General features: G+C 49.9%; 16 protein-coding genes and 1 riboswitch. Of the genes, 5 read left to right on the top strand and 11 right to left on the bottom strand.

Features of this window, described 5'->3' with window-relative positions; translation table 11 throughout:
- Positions 1 to 63: 63 nt before the first annotated feature.
- Complete coding sequence (locus tag ABV298_RS20095; protein ID WP_353717959.1) at positions 64 to 1,845, top strand: SGNH/GDSL hydrolase family protein; 1,782 nt, start codon at positions 64 to 66, stop codon at positions 1,843 to 1,845.
- Positions 1,846 to 1,848: 3 nt separating this feature from the next.
- Here ABV298_RS20095 and ABV298_RS20100 read toward each other — a convergent pair whose 3' ends face one another.
- The 4 genes from ABV298_RS20100 to argS form a co-directional block, all read right to left on the bottom strand.
- Positions 1,849 to 2,742, bottom strand: coding sequence for a 1,4-dihydroxy-2-naphthoate polyprenyltransferase (locus tag ABV298_RS20100; RefSeq protein ID WP_353717960.1), 894 nt, complete (start codon positions 2,740 to 2,742; stop codon positions 1,849 to 1,851).
- Between the two features lie 26 nt (positions 2,743 to 2,768).
- Complete coding sequence (locus ABV298_RS20105; RefSeq protein ID WP_353717961.1) at positions 2,769 to 3,143, bottom strand: DUF5618 family protein; 375 nt, start codon at positions 3,141 to 3,143, stop codon at positions 2,769 to 2,771.
- 73 nt (positions 3,144 to 3,216) lie between these two features.
- Positions 3,217 to 3,801: a glutathione peroxidase gene (locus tag ABV298_RS20110; protein ID WP_353717962.1), complete on the bottom strand. Its 585-nt coding sequence runs from the start codon at positions 3,799 to 3,801 to the stop codon at positions 3,217 to 3,219.
- Positions 3,802 to 3,912: 111 nt separating this feature from the next.
- Entirely contained in the window at positions 3,913 to 5,691 is a 1,779-nt protein-coding gene (gene argS, locus ABV298_RS20115; RefSeq protein ID WP_353717963.1) for an arginine--tRNA ligase, read from the bottom strand.
- A gap of 202 nt (positions 5,692 to 5,893) precedes the next feature.
- Here argS and ABV298_RS20120 point away from each other — a divergent pair, with 202 nt between their 5' ends.
- A complete protein-coding gene (locus ABV298_RS20120) occupies positions 5,894 to 7,414 on the top strand; it encodes a hypothetical protein (protein ID WP_353723218.1) in 1,521 nt (506 codons plus the stop codon).
- An 8-nt stretch (positions 7,415 to 7,422) separates the two neighbouring features.
- Here the strand turns inward: ABV298_RS20120 and pyrR are convergent, their stop codons facing one another.
- The gene (pyrR, locus tag ABV298_RS20125) at positions 7,423 to 7,965 is read right to left on the bottom strand and encodes a bifunctional pyr operon transcriptional regulator/uracil phosphoribosyltransferase PyrR (protein ID WP_353717964.1); all 543 of its coding nucleotides are present in this window, start codon (positions 7,963 to 7,965) and stop codon (positions 7,423 to 7,425) included.
- 63 nt (positions 7,966 to 8,028) lie between these two features.
- On the opposite strand from pyrR, the gene pth reads away from it, so the two are divergent.
- Positions 8,029 to 8,589 carry an aminoacyl-tRNA hydrolase gene (pth, locus tag ABV298_RS20130; RefSeq protein WP_353717965.1) on the top strand — a complete coding sequence of 187 codons (561 nt, stop codon included), beginning with the start codon at positions 8,029 to 8,031 and terminating at the stop codon, positions 8,587 to 8,589.
- Between the two features lie 591 nt (positions 8,590 to 9,180).
- On the opposite strand, the gene ABV298_RS20135 is transcribed toward pth, so the two are convergent.
- Entirely contained in the window at positions 9,181 to 10,005 is an 825-nt protein-coding gene (locus ABV298_RS20135) for an OmpA family protein (RefSeq protein WP_353717966.1), read from the bottom strand.
- Positions 9,977 to 10,573, bottom strand: a complete 597-nt coding sequence (locus ABV298_RS20140; protein WP_353717967.1) for a LamG-like jellyroll fold domain-containing protein — start codon at positions 10,571 to 10,573, stop codon at positions 9,977 to 9,979. The genes ABV298_RS20135 and ABV298_RS20140 overlap by 29 nt, the downstream gene beginning before the upstream one ends.
- Positions 10,574 to 10,646: 73 nt before the next feature.
- Here ABV298_RS20140 and ABV298_RS20145 point away from each other — a divergent pair, with 73 nt between their 5' ends.
- On the top strand, positions 10,647 to 11,531 hold the full coding sequence (locus ABV298_RS20145) for an EamA family transporter (protein ID WP_353717968.1): 885 nt from the start codon (positions 10,647 to 10,649) through the stop codon (positions 11,529 to 11,531).
- On the opposite strand, the gene ABV298_RS20150 is transcribed toward ABV298_RS20145, so the two are convergent.
- From ABV298_RS20150 to ABV298_RS20160, 3 genes are all read right to left on the bottom strand, one after another.
- A complete protein-coding gene (locus tag ABV298_RS20150; RefSeq protein WP_353717969.1) occupies positions 11,528 to 12,316 on the bottom strand; it encodes a PhzF family phenazine biosynthesis protein in 789 nt (262 codons plus the stop codon). The two genes, ABV298_RS20145 and ABV298_RS20150, sit on opposite strands and share 4 nt — an antisense overlap.
- 125 nt (positions 12,317 to 12,441) lie before the next feature.
- Complete coding sequence (gene treA, locus ABV298_RS20155) at positions 12,442 to 13,980, bottom strand: alpha,alpha-trehalase TreA (protein WP_353717970.1); 1,539 nt, start codon at positions 13,978 to 13,980, stop codon at positions 12,442 to 12,444.
- A gap of 47 nt (positions 13,981 to 14,027) precedes the next feature.
- A complete protein-coding gene (locus ABV298_RS20160) occupies positions 14,028 to 14,969 on the bottom strand; it encodes a M20/M25/M40 family metallo-hydrolase (protein WP_353717971.1) in 942 nt (313 codons plus the stop codon).
- Positions 14,970 to 15,105: 136 nt separating this feature from the next.
- A riboswitch (SAM riboswitch) is annotated at positions 15,106 to 15,213 on the top strand.
- Between the two features lie 131 nt (positions 15,214 to 15,344).
- Here ABV298_RS20160 and metX point away from each other — a divergent pair.
- The gene (gene metX / locus ABV298_RS20165; protein WP_353723219.1) at positions 15,345 to 16,397 is read left to right on the top strand and encodes a homoserine O-acetyltransferase; all 1,053 of its coding nucleotides are present in this window, start codon (positions 15,345 to 15,347) and stop codon (positions 16,395 to 16,397) included.
- Between the two features lie 79 nt (positions 16,398 to 16,476).
- On the opposite strand, the gene ABV298_RS20170 is transcribed toward metX, so the two are convergent.
- Positions 16,477 to 17,247 (bottom strand): glycerophosphodiester phosphodiesterase family protein, encoded by a 771-nt coding sequence (locus ABV298_RS20170; protein ID WP_353717972.1) that lies wholly within the window; start codon positions 17,245 to 17,247, stop codon positions 16,477 to 16,479.
- Positions 17,248 to 17,352: the final 105 nt, after the last annotated feature.

Raw genomic sequence — 17,352 nt, forward strand, 5'->3', positions numbered from 1 at the left:
AAAACGGGAGAAATGGGCAAACGGGCACTTTTGTAGCGATACATCGGTGTCTGTTTTCATTTTATGCTTTCCAGATTTATCTCAAATGTGTGGCTATGCCTGTTGCTGAGCATTCAGGTGTTTGCCCAAAGTAGCCAGTACGTTTGGTGGAACCCGCAATCCGCCGCATTTCCCGTTATTGAAGGACAGGCCTGGTCAAAGGAGCTTAAAAACCCTTACGACAGATTGCCGGCACGTGCGGAAAAGCAGGTGCGTGATGTAGTCTGGAATTTAGCGACACAGTCGGCCGGGCTTATGATCAGGTTCAGGGTCAATTCGCCCGAAATCAAGGTCCGATACGCGGTGGGTGGCAAGCACGCGCTCCCGCATATGCCCGCGACGGGCGTGAGCGGTGTCGATTTGTACGCAGTCGGCAACGACGGGCAATGGCTATGGTGCGCCGGCAAATATACTTTCGGCGATACCATTACGTACGATTTCAGAAATCTGGCACCGAACGATAACTACCACAAGCATGGGAGGGAGTACCGGCTATTCCTGCCTCTTTATAACAGTGTAAAATGGCTGGAAATCGGTACCCCGGCAGGTATGGAATTTACGCCATTACCTGTTCGCCCCGATAAACCGGTCGTCGTTTACGGCACATCTATCGCGCAGGGTGCCTGCGCATCGCGTCCGGGTATGGCCTGGACGTCGATATTAAGCCGGAAAATGGATCGGCCGCTCATTAATCTCGGTTTTTCGGGAAATGGCAGGCTGGAAACGGAAGTCGTTGACCTGGTAGGAGAAATCGATGCGAAAGTTTATGTCCTCGACTGCCTCCCTAACCTGACGATCCGGCCCGATTCGAAACTCGGGCTGACGACCGACGAAATCAAAAGGCGCGTTGTGAACACTGTAACTGCATTGCGCCGGAAACGTCCCGATGTGCCAATCGTGCTGGCCGAACACGCCGGATACACCGACGAGGCCATTAATCCGCAAAGCAAGCACTTTTATGTGGAGGTTAACGACGTGCTGAAAGATGCTTTCGCTGTGTTGAAATCGCAGGGCTTACAGAGTATTTACTTAATACCCAAAGAAGATTTCGGGCAAACCTACGAATCGACCGTCGATGGAACGCACCCGACAGACCTTGGCATGCTGCAATATGCCGAGGGGTACGAAAAGCATTTGAGGCGAATTCTACATGAGCAGGCCGGCGAATTTTCAACAACCCGGCCGATAATTCAAATGCGCGAGTTGCACAATTATGATTGGGAGAAACGACATTTCGAAGTGCTGGAATTGAACCGCAAGTCGTCGCCCGGGACGGTAGTGATCGGCAATTCGATCACACATTTCTGGGGCGGCTTGCCGAAAGGGCCCAGGGCAGTAGGGGAGTCGTCGTGGAGTAGTACTTTTGGTAAAAACGCCGTGAATATGGGTTACGGTTGGGATCGTATCGAAAATGTGCTCTGGCGCATTTATCATGGCGAGCTGGATGGTTTCAAACCGAAACAGATCTTTGTCAATATCGGTACGAATAACCTGGGTTTGAATACGGACGAAGAAATCTTAGCCGGATGGAAGTTGCTGATCGACGCGATTAAATATCGGCAGCCGCAGGCGCAGCTCGTCATGATGGGCATTTACCCGCGCCGTCAGCAGGAAGAGCGCGTGGCTGCCCTGAACGAAAAGCTTTTGCAAATCACCGGAGAAGCTGACGTGATGTTTGCAGATCCGGGAAAAATATTCCTGAAATCCGACGGTAAGATCGACGAGTCGTTATTCTCCGATGGTTTGCATCCGAACGATAAAGGGTACAGTCTGTTAGGTAATGCGATCAAGCCATTGGTAAAATAGGCATCAAAGCACAATTCCTATCCCGAACAGGATCACAAAAAGCAATGTGGAAAGCGCCATTTGTTTCAGGTAAGGATCGAGTTCGCTGGCTTTGGTGAGGCGGGAGATCGCCAGTCCGTTTTTTACAAAAAGCGGGAAGCTCAGAAAGAAAATAAGGCTCGTGTAGCTTGAAAAATGCTGCGCCGTGTAAACCGTTACGCAAATCATGCCCACTAGCAGAATACACCAGTGATACACGATCGCCTTTTCGCGGCCTATGCGAACGGGGATCGAATTCTTGCCTGTCGCCCGGTCGGACTCGATGTCGCGGATGTTGTTGATATTCAGTACGCCAACGGCAAACAGTCCGCAACTGGTCGCCGGCAGCAGCAGGCCCCAGTTCCAAACGTGCGTATGCAAAAAGTTACTGCCGAGCACGCCCACCCAGCCGAAAAAGATCAGCACCGAAAGATCCCCCAAGCCAACGTAGCCATAAGGGCGTTTGCCGGCGGTGTACGTAATGGCCGCTATAATGCAGGCAATGCCGATGCCCAGAAACACCCAAAATGTATTCGCGGGCGCATCTTTCAATGCGACAGTCAGCAGGGTAATGCCTGAAATCAACGCCAATACCGAGAAAATAACGATTGCCCTAAGCATTTTTGCAGCCGTAATGTGCCCCGAATGCACAGCGCGGCGCGGTCCTTCCCGCAGCTCTGTATCTTTTCCGTTTACAGCGTCGCCATAGTCGTTCGCGAAGTTGGAAAGCACTTGCAGAAGAATTGTCGTCAATACGCTCAAACCTGCCACAGGCCAGCTGAACTGCCCCGCAGCCGCCGCCAGAAAGCAGCCCATTAAAATACAGGATAATGCAAGGGGTAATGTGCGGGGACGGGCGGCTTCAATCCAGGGGTTCATTTTTGGTATTGTTAATTCGGGGAATGCTAAGCGGCCGTTTTTTGCTCGGCCCAGTTAATAATTTTTTCGGCAATCTCGAGGCCTTCCCGCGAAACAGCGGCAACGAGGTTTCCATCGTAGCTCATAGCCAGATGGAGTGCGTCGTAAGCTGCAACGAACAAGGAAAGCACCTTTTTATCAATTAATGACAACTCTTCTTTATACCAATCCACACTTTTCCTCCCCTTTTTCTTTTGACCGAAAACGGCATCCAATGCGACCAGTACTCCTGAATAAGCAGTATGGCCGGCTATTTTTACATACTTTCTGTCTTTGTACAAACTATCCTCCTTAATAGCTTTTTCACGGAGGATTTCCTTTGCATTGGATAAATAGCGGCGGGCTTCGTTAATGTCTTTCATAGTTGCGTATAGTTGGTGTTTATAAAATTGCCGGAGATCGCCTCCCCGGGACGCGTCCTCCGGCGGTAAAAGCTTAAATTCCTACCGCCTGGGTAAACTCGGCGTCGGTAGGCAATACTTTCGAGGCAAAGAAATGGGTCAGTTCGCCTTTCTCGTTGACAACGTACTTGCAGAAGTTCCAGGTAGGAACTTTGTCGTTCCACCCATTCAGGTCTTTGGTGCTAAGCCATTTGTAGATTGGTGCCTGGTCGTCGCCGAGGACGGAGACTTTTTCAAACATAGGGAAAGTAACGCCGTAGGTCGCCGAGCAGAACGTGGCGATCTCCTCGCTGGTACCCGGCTCCTGACCGCCGAAGTTGTTGGCTGGAAAGCCCAGTACCACCACTTTGTCGCCATGCTCTTTGTAAAATTTCTCCCAGTCCGCGTACTGTTTGGTATAACCGCATTTGGAGGCGACATTCAGAATCACGACTTTCTTGCCTTTGTATTGGCTCAAATCCACAGTTTTACCGCCTACCAATGATTTTACCTTGAAATCGTAAAGCGTCTGTTTCGCAGCAGGAGCATTTTCCGGACGGCTCGCTATTTCCGATTTGTCGGCGAAAAGCCCGGTGATCAGTGAAGTAATCATAATGAAAAGTGTCTTGATAAAGCTCATCGTAGTTCTGGTTATGGTTAGTACATATATGAATAAAACGGTTGGCACATATTTGAGTTGTCGTTACCTTATCCAAAACGCACCGATCAGCAGATTTTGGTAACTATAATCCTACATTCGCTCGGGAACATCTATGCCCAATAACCCTAAAGCCTTGCGAATCGTTTCCGCAACGGCGCCCGATAATGCGACCCGCAACTTCACAGCCTCGGGATCAGGATCGGAGAAGATCGAAACCTCGGCGTAGAACTGGTTATAAACTTTGGCGAGGTCGAATGCATATTGCGAAATAAGCGACGGAGCGAACTCGTTGGCAGCCGCGGCAACCTTCAAAGGATATTGCGACAACGCGAATACCAGCTCGCGCTCTGCCTGGTGCATGGCGTAGCCGTCTCCGGGAATTTGTGCCGGTATGCCGGCCTGTTCGGCCTTACGCATGATCGAGCGGATACGTGCGTAGGTGTACTGGATAAATGGTCCTGTATGTCCCTGAAAATCAATTGATTCTTCCGGGTTGAAGAGCATCCGCTTTTTCGGGTCGACTTTGAGCAGAAAGTATTTCAACGCACCCAATGCAAGCTGGTTGTAAAGCTGTCTGGCTTCTTCGCTGTTGAAGTCGTCGATCTTGCCCAGTTCCTGAGTGCGGTCGGAAGCGGTTTGTACCATTTGTGCCACGAGGTCGTCGGCGTCGACAACGGTGCCTTCCCGGGATTTCATTTTGCCCGACGGCAGGTCCACCATTCCATAGCTGATGTGATAGCAGCCGTCCGCATAGGTCCGTCCCAGGCGTTTCAGGATCGCAAACAGGACTTTAAAATGATAATCCTGTTCGTTCCCCACCACCCACAGGTAACGGTCGTTGCCGAAATCGCTGTTTTTCAACTCGGTCGTGCCGAGATCCTGGGTAATGTATACGGATGTGCCGTCTCCACGGAGCACCAGTTTTTCGTCAAGTCCGTCTTCGGCGAGGTCTATCCATACCGAATTGTCCTGTTTTTTAAAGAATACCCCGTTTTGAAGTCCTTCCTCTATAATATCCTTGCCGAGCAGGTAGGTGTCTGATTCGTAATAAGTCTTGTCGAAGCCCACGCCGATCTTTTTGTAGGTCTCCGCGAAGCCATCGTACACCCAGTTGTTCATTTTCTGCCAAAGCGCGACTGTTTCGGGGTCGTTGTTTTCCCAAAGCACGAGCAATTTTTGCGCTTCCAGCATCCACGGCGCCTTTTTGGCCGCTTCTTCCTCGCTCAGGCCTTCTTCGACCAGCGCCTTGATCTGCTTTTTGTATTCAATGTCAAACAATACGTAATACTTGCCCGCCAGGTGATCGCCCTTGATCCCGCTCGACTCGGGCGTTTCGCCGTTGCCAAGTTCGCGGTAGGCCAGCATGGATTTGCAAATATGGATACCGCGGTCGTTGACAAGGCATGTTTTCACGACGTCATACCCGCTTGCTTTGAGGATCTTCGAAAGGGAGTCGCCGAGGAAGTTATTGCGCAAATGACCGAGGTGCAGCGGCTTGTTGGTATTAGGCGACGAAAATTCGACCATAACCGACTTGCCGTTCGACGGCAGTGTGCCGAATGTTTCATCCGCAGCGATCTTGCCAAAAAGGTCGAGCCAGGTGCTGTCTTTCAGGCTGATATTCAGGAAGCCCTGAACGACATTGAAGCCCGAGACGACGGTAGAAGCCGCGACCAGCTCGTCGCCGATCACCTGGCCGATCTCCGCCGGCGCTTTGCGCGCAGCCTTGGTTAATGGAAAAGTAACGAATGTGTAAAATCCCTCAAATTCTTTCTTGGTTGGTTGCAGGATGATCTCCTGGTTGTCCAGCTGGAAATGTTTCTGGATTGCTTTTTGAATATCCTCCTTGAGTATCGCTTCAATTGTCATGAAAAATCGGGTAATCCGGAAATGGCCTCTCCCTTTTAGAGATACATTCCCGCAAGTTTTTATTTAAGTGAAATTATTTCTAATATTAATAGCAATGTAAGCCTTGCAACATGCAAAATTAGGCTAATTATTGATGTGAGTTACACCCCAGCAGGAAGAAGTTATGCATAACCGTTCTGTAAAATATTCCGGGTTGAAAATAATGCTGCTAATGGTGTGGGCCCCGCTCTGGGGCGCCTTTGCCCAGTTGCAGCAATCCGACCGGCTCGAAATCCCGACGAGTTCTTCTTCTTCCGAAGAATTCGAGGTTTTCAGTTTGGGTGAGCGGGGCATTTTATCGGTAATCAGGGGCAGCGAATTTTCCAATCGCAACGAGCAATGGGAGTTCGTCAAATACGATACGACGCTGAAAGCGCTCTGGCGGACGTCCTACAAGCTGGATTTTCGTTACATCCCCGTGATGGCCTACAAAGCCGAGCAAAGCGGCTACTGGCTGTTTGCGGAGCCCGATACCGACAAATTCCTTTTCCTCCAACTGAATTTCCAGGACGGCTCCATCGATACCTATAAAGGGAACCTGCTGTCGGGCGTCGATGTGCAGCATTTCAAGGTCATAGGAAGCAAGGCACTGGTTTCGGGCTATTACCGCTCCCGGCCGATCGTGATCGTGCATTCCTTTTTCGACCACACTACCCGCGTGCTCCCCGGTCTTTTTGAAAAAAACACCGAACTGAATAATGTGGACATCAACGAAATCGACGGATATATTAATGTGATCACTTATGCTTACCGAAAGAAAAATTGTGTTTTCGAAATAAAGACCTATAACTACGACGGTAAGCTGCTCAAAAAGACCACGCTAAGCGATCCGCGTTACAGCTTTATTTCGGGGCAGATCGTGCCGCTGAATGCCGACGATTCTTATTTGATCGGCAATTATTCGGTAGGCTGTACCCAGTATTCGCAGGGCCTTTATGTGACCCACATATCTGACGATACACCCGAAGAGCCGCAGTTTATCGAATTTTCGGATTTGCAGAATTTTTTCAACTACATGAAACCTAAGCGGCGCGCACGCGTGCTGGAAAAGATCGGAAAACGGAAAAGCCTTGGCAAGGAGAACCGGTTCAGATACAGGCTACTGGTACATCAGTTGATCCAGACCGAAAAGGAAATCGTGCTTGTAGCCGAGGTGTATTATCCGAATCAGCGTTCCACGAGCCCGATTATCTCCGGTGGAATGTCGCGCCCGTACGTGGCACGGGCGCTCGAAGGCTACCGTTACACGCACGCTATCGTTTGCGGGTTCGACCGGAGCGGGAAGTTCATGTGGGACAATACGATCACGATCAAGGATCTGACGAGCTTCGACTTGCAGGAAATGGTGCAAGTGACGCCGGTTGACGACTATTTTGTACTGGCATATCCGCAGGAAGGGGAAATCCATACCGAAGTGATCAGCAGGAACAAAGTGGTTGTCGAGACCGAGAAATTTAAAATTAATCCGAAATCGGAGAAAGAGAAGGTGTTGAACAACGAAGACGGTTACCTTTCTCCCTGGTATGGGCAATATTTTCTCGCTTACGGCATGCAGCGCATAGGTACATCGGCTATCGGCCAGGGGCGGGAGGTGTTTTATGTGAACAAACTTACCTATAAGACCGACGAAATCGGAAAAGTAGAAGTAAAAGAAGAAGCCTCACGGCCGCGCCAGCAGCCGTAGCCCGAGGGCTAGTCGACGAGCCAGATATGGTCGGCGTCGAAGCCCTGTTCCTTCCATTCCACCTGCACGCGCTGCGTTTCCAGTGTGCTTACCTCCATTCCTACATAATTGGGGTCGATAGGCAGTTCGCGGTTATAGCGGCGGTCGATAAGGACGAGTAACTCCACAGCTTTCGGGCGGCCGAATGCCGTCATGGCATCGAGCGCGGCACGCACCATACGCCCGCTGGCCAGCACGTCGTCGATCAGGATTACTTTCTTCCCTTCGATGAGGAAAGGCACGTTGGTTTTATTCGGAACCAGGGGGGACTCCCGGCGGCGGAAATCGTCACGATAAAACGTAGCGTCCAGATGGCCCAGCAAGATGTTCCGGCCGGTCTTTTCACGAAGCTCCTTTGCAATGCGTTCCGCAAAGTGAATTCCTCTGGGTTGCAGGCCCAGGACAACCGAGTTTGAAAAATCCTGGTGATTCTCAATCAGTTGCTGGCAAAGCCGGCTGATCATTATTTCCAGAAGGGGACTGCTAAGTACTAATCGTTTTTGGGGTATCATGAAATTTCCCTGAATTTTAGCCTAAATTAAAGTGCTCTTAGACGAATTTAAAACTTTTATTCGATGAAATATCTGATTGCCGGACTGGGAAATATCGGTCCGGAGTATGCTTTTACCCGACACAATGCAGGTTTTATGGTGCTCGACCGCCTTGCCGCCCAGCACGACTTTAAATTCTCCTTCGAAAAACTGGCATTCGTGGCCGAATGGAAGTATAAAGGCAGGCACATTTATTTTATAAAACCTACTACATATATGAACCTGAGCGGAAAAGCGGTCCGGTATTATATGGATCAGTTCAAAGTGCAGGCCGAAAATACGTTAGTCGTTGTGGATGAGCTGCAATTACCGTTCGGAGCGTTGCGGATCAAGCCGAAGGGGAGCCATGGAGGCCATAACGGTTTAAAGAATATTGAGGAATTATTGGGCACCACAGAATACCCCAGATTGCGTTTCGGGATCGGAAATAATTTTCCCCGCGGCAGGCAAGTAGATTATGTGTTAAAACCTTTTTCCAATGAGGAAATGACGGAGCTGCCCATTATTTTGGACAAAGCAGGTGATATGGTCGTATCGTTTTGTACTTTGGGGATACAGTCGACAATGAACAATTATAACCAATGATTGTACTTTTTTAAGAAAATATAAATATTTCAAGAACTGTATTTATTTGGTTTTTGTCGTAAATATTAAAATTAAATAAAAGTCATTCGTTGAGAATTAATATAAAATAAGTTTAAAAGTGCGGCTTTTAGGATAAAATTCCAAATAAAATTTTGAAATCTGATTTTTTTTGTAATTTGTAATTTCAAAACTAATTCAGACATTTGTATTGTTATAAGGCGAAAGAAGAATTGAATAAATCCATGACGCCGATCAAAAACCCGCTATCTTTGCCATACGGCAGGTTTTTGGCGGATAATCCGGTAAAATAAGACAAGCCGGAACATAAAAATGAATAATTTAGTCAGGATTTCGTCACATCTGGAGAATAATTGACAGCCTATATTGATTAAGTTCTCCGAATTTTGTAAAGAAGAAAAATTGAAGTATTATTGATAGGAATCTTTCTTTACAGGTGAATGAAACGATCGCGACAGCTGATACGTTTACAAGGAAAAAGAGATACAGCTCAAAAAGCTAAAAGATATATAAGATAAGAAAAGGTTAAGGGTTTAGGAATAGTCAGTATAAAGCCATCTCCATGAGGTGGCTTTATCTTTTTACCGGCTCTGCCCAAACTTCGACTCTTCTGTTCGACCTTTTCGTTGCTTCCGTCTGGTTCATCGACCTGGGTTGCGCCGACCCGTAGCCGGACCCTTCAATGCGGTCGGCGATAATGCCTTTCCCGATCAGGTAAGATTTCACCGTTTCTACACGCTTATTGGAAAGTTCGAGGTTCTTCTCGAAGCTGCCGGTATTGTCGGTGTGGCCTTTCAGCACGATTCTCAGGTCCTGCCGTTTCTGGAAATAGGAAACGATCGAGTCGAGATCGGCCAGGGCACTGTCTTCGAGGACTTCCGTTCCCTGGCTGAAATACAGCGTCGAGAGCGGCGCCGAATGCGTTTCGGGGGCCATATTCATCAGTGCCTTGATTTCTTCAAAGCGGCTGTTGGTCCGGATTACGACGTTCCTTGGCTGAAAACCATCGGCCTGGGCTGTGATGCGGTAAGTTTCGTGAGGCGGGAGCTCCACTGTGTACATGCCGTCGACGGTTTTGGTATGCGCCACGAGCGAATCGTTGGCCGATTTGCGAACATGAACTTCCGCGTTGCTGACGGGTTTCAGGCTGCGACCATCGTAAACTCTGCCTGTAACCAGCGCCAGGTTCCTGTTGCGGGCAAGTTCCGGCTTTTCTTCCACTGGTTTCTCTTCCTCTCTGGGCTCTTCTTTCTTCGCTACCGGCTCCTTGAAGTTCTTGCTGATGGTCTGATAGCTCCGGCGGACAAACACGGGCGTCATCACACGGTCATAAAGGCGGATCAACGCGATAGTACCCGCGCTGGATTCGTTACCGGCGATGAGGTCGTCCTGGAACATGTTCAGTACCTGGTCGGCGTCGAGCTTGGCCTTCGGTGCCCGGATCTTTAAATTCTACCTTCGAGAGGCCATTGATATACATTTTGATGGTTTTCGTCTCATGGTCACGCGAGTACACATAGTGCACGTACTGGTTCGCACGTACGGGCGCTTTCTCGCTCACGGCAAAATCGTAGAAGTTGAGCTTGCCATTATAAATGTAGGTCCCGTAGTCGCTCTTACGGTTTTTGAAATCGAGCACCCGTTTCCAGCTGTCGAGCTCATTGAGTTTGAAATAGATCTCCACGGTGAAAGACTTGTTCAGAAAGCCTTTCGTATCGGCGTTATTGAATTGCAGCCCGCTGTTTTTCTCGAAAACATAAATTGAACGCGAAAGGTAATCGGAGCCGGGGATTTGTTCTTTAATGATCTGTCCCGGCTGGCCGAGCGGCTTCAAAGCCGGTCCGCCGGTTTCGATCGGGTTCAGGCCGTTGTTAAAATCGTAGGTCCACTGGTTCTGGGCATGCAACGCGGGGGCGCAAAGCCATGCGAGCAGCATCACCCCCAGCGCATTTTTTTTGTTAATCATACCCAAAAATATAAAAAGTGGGGGCGGAAGCCGAAGTACAACTCGTAATTTTGGATCGTTATTATTCCTGCGCGTGAAAAACATCGGTATTGGCATTCTCTTTTCCATTCTCTGGTCGTCGGCGTCCGTCGCGACGAAGTTCGGCGTGCAGTCGGCGGCGCCTTTGATATTGGCAAACGTCCGGTTTTTTATTGCCGGTATATTGCTGCTAACATTTTCGTACCTGTTTGCCAAAGATCAAAGCTATCGCCTACCCACAAAAAAGGAATGGCGGCACTTGGCCCTATTCGGCTTTCTGAATACAACGCTATACCTGGGCCTGTATGTGTATGCGATGAAATATACAGCTGCCGGAATCGGCAGTCTGGCGGTTTCCACAAACCCTTTGATTATCGTGCTCCTGTCGTCGTGGTGGCTGAACAGGAAACCGAAAGCGGAGGAATGGGCAGGGATATTCCTGGGAATGGGCGGTGTGGCGGTGGCAACGTATCCCCTGCTGGCCGACAGTTACACCACAATCGGTGGCATAACACTGCTATTGATCAGTATGATAGCCGTTTCGGGGGCGAGCGTCTATTATGCAACTGTAAAATGGGAGTTGCCCAACCTGTTGATCAACGGCTGGCAGGTGTTCCTGGGAGGGGTGTTTCTCCTACCCGCCACATTGGTGCTGGCCGATTTCAGTACCAGTAAATGGGACCCTGTTTTCTGGGGCTCGGTGTTATGGCTGAGCCTGGCGGTGTCGATTGCCGGGTTGATATGCTGGTTTTACTTACTACGCATCGATACCGTGAAAGCTTCGCTCTGGCTTTTCCTCTGCCCGCTATTCGGATTTTTCTTCGCCTGGTGGCTGATGGGCGAGCCGGTCACCATTTATACCGTTTTTGGTACGCTGCTGGTGGTTGCCGGGCTCTATGCCGGGCAACGTACGAAATTCACGGGAGAGAAAACCGCCTAATCTACCAGGATTTCTCCTTTGAGGTATAGTTTTGCCTGGCCGCCGATAAACACACGGCCACCGTCCAGTTCGCATTTCAGGAAGCCGCCGCGGCGCGACAGTTGCCTGGCAGTCAGTCGGTTTTTGCCTAGCCTGGAAGCCCAGTAGGGGATCAGTGTCGTGTGTGCTGACCCGGTTACTGGATCTTCGTCGATGCCGGATTGCGGCGCGAAAAAGCGCGAAACGAAATCTACCTCGTCGCCCGCCGCCGTCACGATAACGCCCCTCGCAGGAATAGTGGAAAGGATAATAATGTCGAAATCCAGGTTTTTGACCACTTCCTCCGATTCCACCACTACCAGGTAGTCGGTTTTACCTTTGTAAACTTCAATCAGCGTCGTATTTTTAATGCTTTCCACCAGTCCGGGAGGCGGAACGGCAATGTGATATTGGTCCACCGGAAAATTCAAAGTAAGCCAATCCTCCTTGCACTCGACGGTCAGGATACCGCTCCTCGATTCGAAATCAATCGACTGGCCTTCATAATTCTGGATGTTGAAAATCACATAGGCGGCAGCGAGCGTGGCATGGCCGCAAAGCTCGACTTCCACAGTAGGCGTGAACCACCGGATATGAAAGCCTTTTTCCGTCGGGACGTAGAACGCGGTTTCGGCCAGGTTGTTTTCGGCGGCGATGGCGAGCATAGTTTCCTCGGCCAGCCATTGTTCCAACGGCACTACCGCGGCAGGGTTTCCACCAAACAACTTGTCAGTAAAAGCATCGATTTGGTATATGGGAAGTTTCATGAAGTCAAATGGGCTTGATAACGGCAAGGTATTAAAAATATCGGCTTTGGGAAGGGTTTTTTGCTAATTTTTAATATAATTTATTGGAAATGGATAAGAAATCAAAATGGCTGTTTCTGATGCCATCACCGTTTCCGGTTCTTCATGCGGAGATACACCCCGTTTGTCCAGCCGAAGCCTTCCTGGATCTCGTATTCACCGCCACCGGCGATCAGATTGGTATCGGAAACGTTGTATTTTTCAAGCATCTTACCCGAATGCCTGAATTCTTTCTCGATTAACCCCAGCCATTCATCGCTCAGTTCATTGGCCGTGCGGTGAAAGTTGTAGTTCCGCAACCCTTTGTAAACGATCCACTGGAGCGGTGCCCAGCCATTGGGCGCATCCCATTGCTGGCCGGTACGAACCATGGTCGTCAGTAACCCTCCCGACTTTAAAAAATTGAGCCGGATATAGGCACGCACATAATGCGAGTGCGGTTTCGGGGCGAGTTTGAAAAACAGCGGATACGCCCCCGCAATGGTGACGGCCCTCGTAAAATCCCGTTGTTTGAAGTCATAATCCATATAATAATGCCTCGATTCATCCCAAAAATAAGTTTGAATGGCAATGTTCCGTTGTCTGGCTTTTTCCTCGTAAAGTAAATGCAGCCGCCGGTTGTCGCATAACAAATAGGCCTCGGCCAATGCCTTTTCGAGATGGTGCATCAGACAATTCAAATCGATCGGGAGGATGTCCGTGGTGTGTATGGAAGCAAAATCGGTTTCATCCGCGAACCAGCGGCTGCTAAAATCCCAGCCCGACTCGGCCGCCGCGCGGATGTGCCGGTAAAGCTCGTCAGGCGGTGTACCATATTTATTCATAACTTCCCGGGCAAGATTGGTATCCTCGCTGTAAGACTCCGGGCGGGGCGTAGCCTTGTCGTCCCAATACCGGTTCAAAACAGCACCGCCGGGCAGATGCACGACGCGCCGGTAAGCTGTAAAAGGCTCCGAGGGTTCGTAGCCGCCGTCCATCCAGTAGTCATATTCTTTCTGCATTTGAGGCAGGTATTTTTTCAACACCTTTTTCCCTTCTATTTCACTGAATAACCGCACCATCAGCGAGAAAAACGGTGGCTGCGAGCGGCTTAGATAGTAAGTCCGGTTGGCGGTCGGTATGAAGCCCAGCGTATCCACCAGATAGGCGAAGTTGTTGAGCATATGTTCGATCAGTTCAACACGACCCGATTCTTTCAGGCCAAGCATCGTAAAATAGCTGTCCCAATAGTAAATCTCGCGGAAACGTCCGCCGGGAACCACATACGGGTGCGGGAGCGGGATCAGCGAGCCGCCCCGTTCCTGGCTTTCCGGCTGGCGCGTCAGTACCGACCAGAGCTTTCGTACATGTTCCGAAACGGGATCGTTTTTGTCGGAAACAAATTCCGAAGCAATATGCACCGGCATCCTGAAATGGTGCCGCACGAACGCCTCTATGTCGAAATCCGGATTGTTCTTTAAGCGGTGGTATTGTTCGATAATCAATACCGGGTCTTCCAGTGGAATGGCGTCGGCGAATGTCTTCGAATCGGAAAATATGTGGCTGCACTGCACGTCACGGAATAGCGTTCCGTACAACTCCTCGGGGGGAGATGTGAGGCTGGCCGTAAGTAAACGATGGAGCAACAAAACCGTACAAAACAAACTGACTTTAAAGGGTTTCCCGAAAGGATTTATTTAACTTCTGTGAATTTAAGTTTGGGTAATAACATCGCATTTTCGATCAGTTTTATCTGAATACCAAGGATACCGGCCTCGGCATTCACATCGATTTTTTCCACGTCGTCGGTTGGCTTGTGGTAGTCGTCGTGGCCGCCGGTATGGAAAAACAGCACCGGGATTTGTTTGGCGTAAAACGACCCGTGGTCCGAGCCGCCGCTTCCCGCATTATCGGTAAAAAATTTTGTTTCACTTTTCACATCCTTGAAAATCGCCGGCCATTCGGCGCTGGTACCGTAGCCGCCTATACCCACGCCCCGGCCCGGATCGTACCGGCCGATCATATCCATGTTCGACATGAAATTGATCCCGGACAGCGGTAATGTCGGGTTATTAACAAAATAACGCGAGCCGACGAGTCCCAGTTCTTCCGCACCGAATGCGATAAAAAGGAAATTGTAAGGCTCCTTTTTGCCATTTTCTGAAAAATACCGCGCCAGTTCGAGCAAACCGGCCACACCCGACGCATTGTCGTCGGCACCGTTGTGGATCTGGCCTTCGGGCTTGTCGGCCTTGGAACTGCCCTGGCGGCCGAGGCCAAGGTGGTCGAAATGAGCACCTATGACGATGGTATACTGCGCCCCGTTGTCGAGAAAACCGATCACATTCCGCGCCTCGCGAACGCTGTCGGGGACTACGACGCGCCTGATTTTCGCCGTGAAAGGCTGGTAATAGCCGTCGGTTCCTTTGGGTAAAAGATGGTACTTTTTGAATTGTTTCGCCACATATTTCGCGGCTTTTTCGTTCTCCTTGCTGCCGGTGCCGCGGCCTTTCATTTTATCAGAAGCGAGGTAGGAAATGTGTTTGCGGATGATTTCCGGAGAGGGTGCAACGGACTGTCCGGATGCCTGCAAACCGCCCAGAACGAGCAACAGGCTGTAAAAAAGGATTCTCATTAGATTCAAAATAGTTAAGGGGCAAAGATACGCTGCGGTGGTTCGGAAGGCGACAGAATTTTTCCATTTATTTGTATTTTCAGGCATCCGGGCTTAATATTGCACCATCAATCAATTGCTTCCCTGAACGGCGGTTGATTTATAAAGAAGAGGCGAGAGAATGGGCTCAACGAACCTCTGGCAACCTGCTACCACATCGGAGAAAGGTGCTAATTCCCACCTAAGTTATTAGGAGATATAAAATCAATTCGTGTGCTCTTACAGTTAGAAATTTCCGTAAGCCGATTGGCTTTAGTCTCGCAGCTACAACCGAAAATTTGTATTTCGGCTGTCTATTTTACCATGTGTTGAATTTAACCACCTGCTGTGGCACTTATGCAAGCGGAACAGAAGATTTTTAAATATCCCTATCCTTACGCGCTCGAAATGGGCGGCGAGCTGCCGGGGTTTGAACTCGCATACACTACACACGGAGAAAGAAACGCCAGCGATACCAACATCGTCTGGATCTGCCATGCGCTCACGGGCAGCTCCAACGCCGCCGACTGGTGGGACGGGCTGGTAGGAGAGGGTAAATATTTCAATCCCGGGCAGCATTTTATTATCTGCGCCAATGTGCTCGGTTCGGCTTACGGCTCCACGGGACCGTTGTCTGTCGATCCGCGTACCAACCGGCCCTACTACCGTAATTTCCCGACGATTACCGTGCGCGACGTAGTAGGGACGCTGGATTTGCTCCGGCAGGAACTGGCGATCGACAGGATTAAAATCTGCATTGGCGGGTCCCTCGGCGGCCAGCAGGCGTTGGAATGGGCGGTTGAAAAACCGGATTTGTTCGAAGAGCTGATCCTGATCGCTTCCAATGCATTGCATTCGCCCTGGGGTATCGCGTTCAACGAATCGCAGCGGATGGCTATCGAAGCCGACCCTACCTATACCGATGAAAGTCCGGACGCGGGTGCGATGGGCATGCGCGCGGCGCGGTCGATTGCATTGCTTTCGTACCGTAATTATGATACTTATAATTTTACACAGGCGCGCGACAATCCGGACCAGATCGACGATTTTCGTGCCTCGTCCTACCAGCAATACCAAGGCGACAAGTTTGTGAAGCGTTTCAATGCATTCTCCTACTGGGTGCTTTCCAAAATCATGGATTCGCACAATGTGGGCCGCAACCGCGGGGGAATCGTGCACGCGCTGGGGCTGGTGAAGGCAAAAACGCTCGTATTGGGTATCAAATCCGACCTGCTTTTCCCGCTTTCGGAGCAGCAGTTCCTGGCAAAGCATATTCCCGACGCCGCATTTCAGGAAATCGATTCACTTTACGGGCACGACGGCTTCCTGATCGAGTACAAACAGCTGACGCAGGTAATCAGGGCATGGCAGGAAACGAACGGGCAGTTACAGATGGCGCGCATCCGGTGACATATCCTGATATTCAAAAAGCCAAACTCCCGATCGGTCACCGGTCGGGAGTTTGGCTTTTTAAGGTATTTCAAAAATATTACTTCGAAAGGCTCAGTAAAAGCTCGGGTTCGTTGGTAGTAATGTAGTCCACGTCTTTTTCGAGGAAGTATTTCAAATCTGCTTCGTCGTTGACTGTCCACACATTGGTGGTCAGCTTTTTCTGCCGCATTGCCGGGATGTAATCCTCTTTTTTCTTCAAAACGCTGAAATGGTAGTCGATACCGTCCAGACCTGCCGCCTGGATTTCGTCCGGGGTTTTATCGCCGTTCAGATATTCCACGTGCGCTTTGGGGGCGAGTTCTTTCACCTTCAAACACACATCCCAGCTGAATGCGATATAGTCGGTAATTTTCTCGACCTTCATTTTCTTCACCAGTTCCACACATTTGGTCGCCAATGCCAACGAGCGCTCCTTACTGATTTTGGAAGTTTTGATTTCCAGTATCAAACGTGTCTTCTTTTGCTTCGAACCGGCTTTGAGATAGGCTTCCAAAGTAGGCAGCGGCTCGCCGTTTGCCAATTTGATCTTCGAAAGCTCGGCCGAATTCGTTGTTTCGATATTCGTTCCCTGAATAGAATGGTCGTGCAGGACATATAAAACGGAATCGGCCGACATATGCACGTCGAATTCGCTGCCATAGCAGCCTAGTTTGATCGCATGTTCCAGCGCGCCGATCGAGTTTTCGGTCGCGCCGGTGTTTTTCCACGCGCCGCGGTGCGCGATCACCTTGTTTTTCTTTTGAGACATTCCTTCCAAAGACACCAGGCTCATCAGCCCGATCGCAAGCATTAAAAATCCTTTTTTCATTGTATCCAAATTAAAACTTCTTTTTAAAAGACATTTCACGGAATGTTTTACCCCAGCGAGGCAAAACAGCGGCGAAATTACGGCAAGACAGGGCGTGGACTGTTA

The organism is Dyadobacter sp. 676, assembly GCF_040448675.1.
Taxonomy (GTDB): domain Bacteria; phylum Bacteroidota; class Bacteroidia; order Cytophagales; family Spirosomataceae; genus Dyadobacter.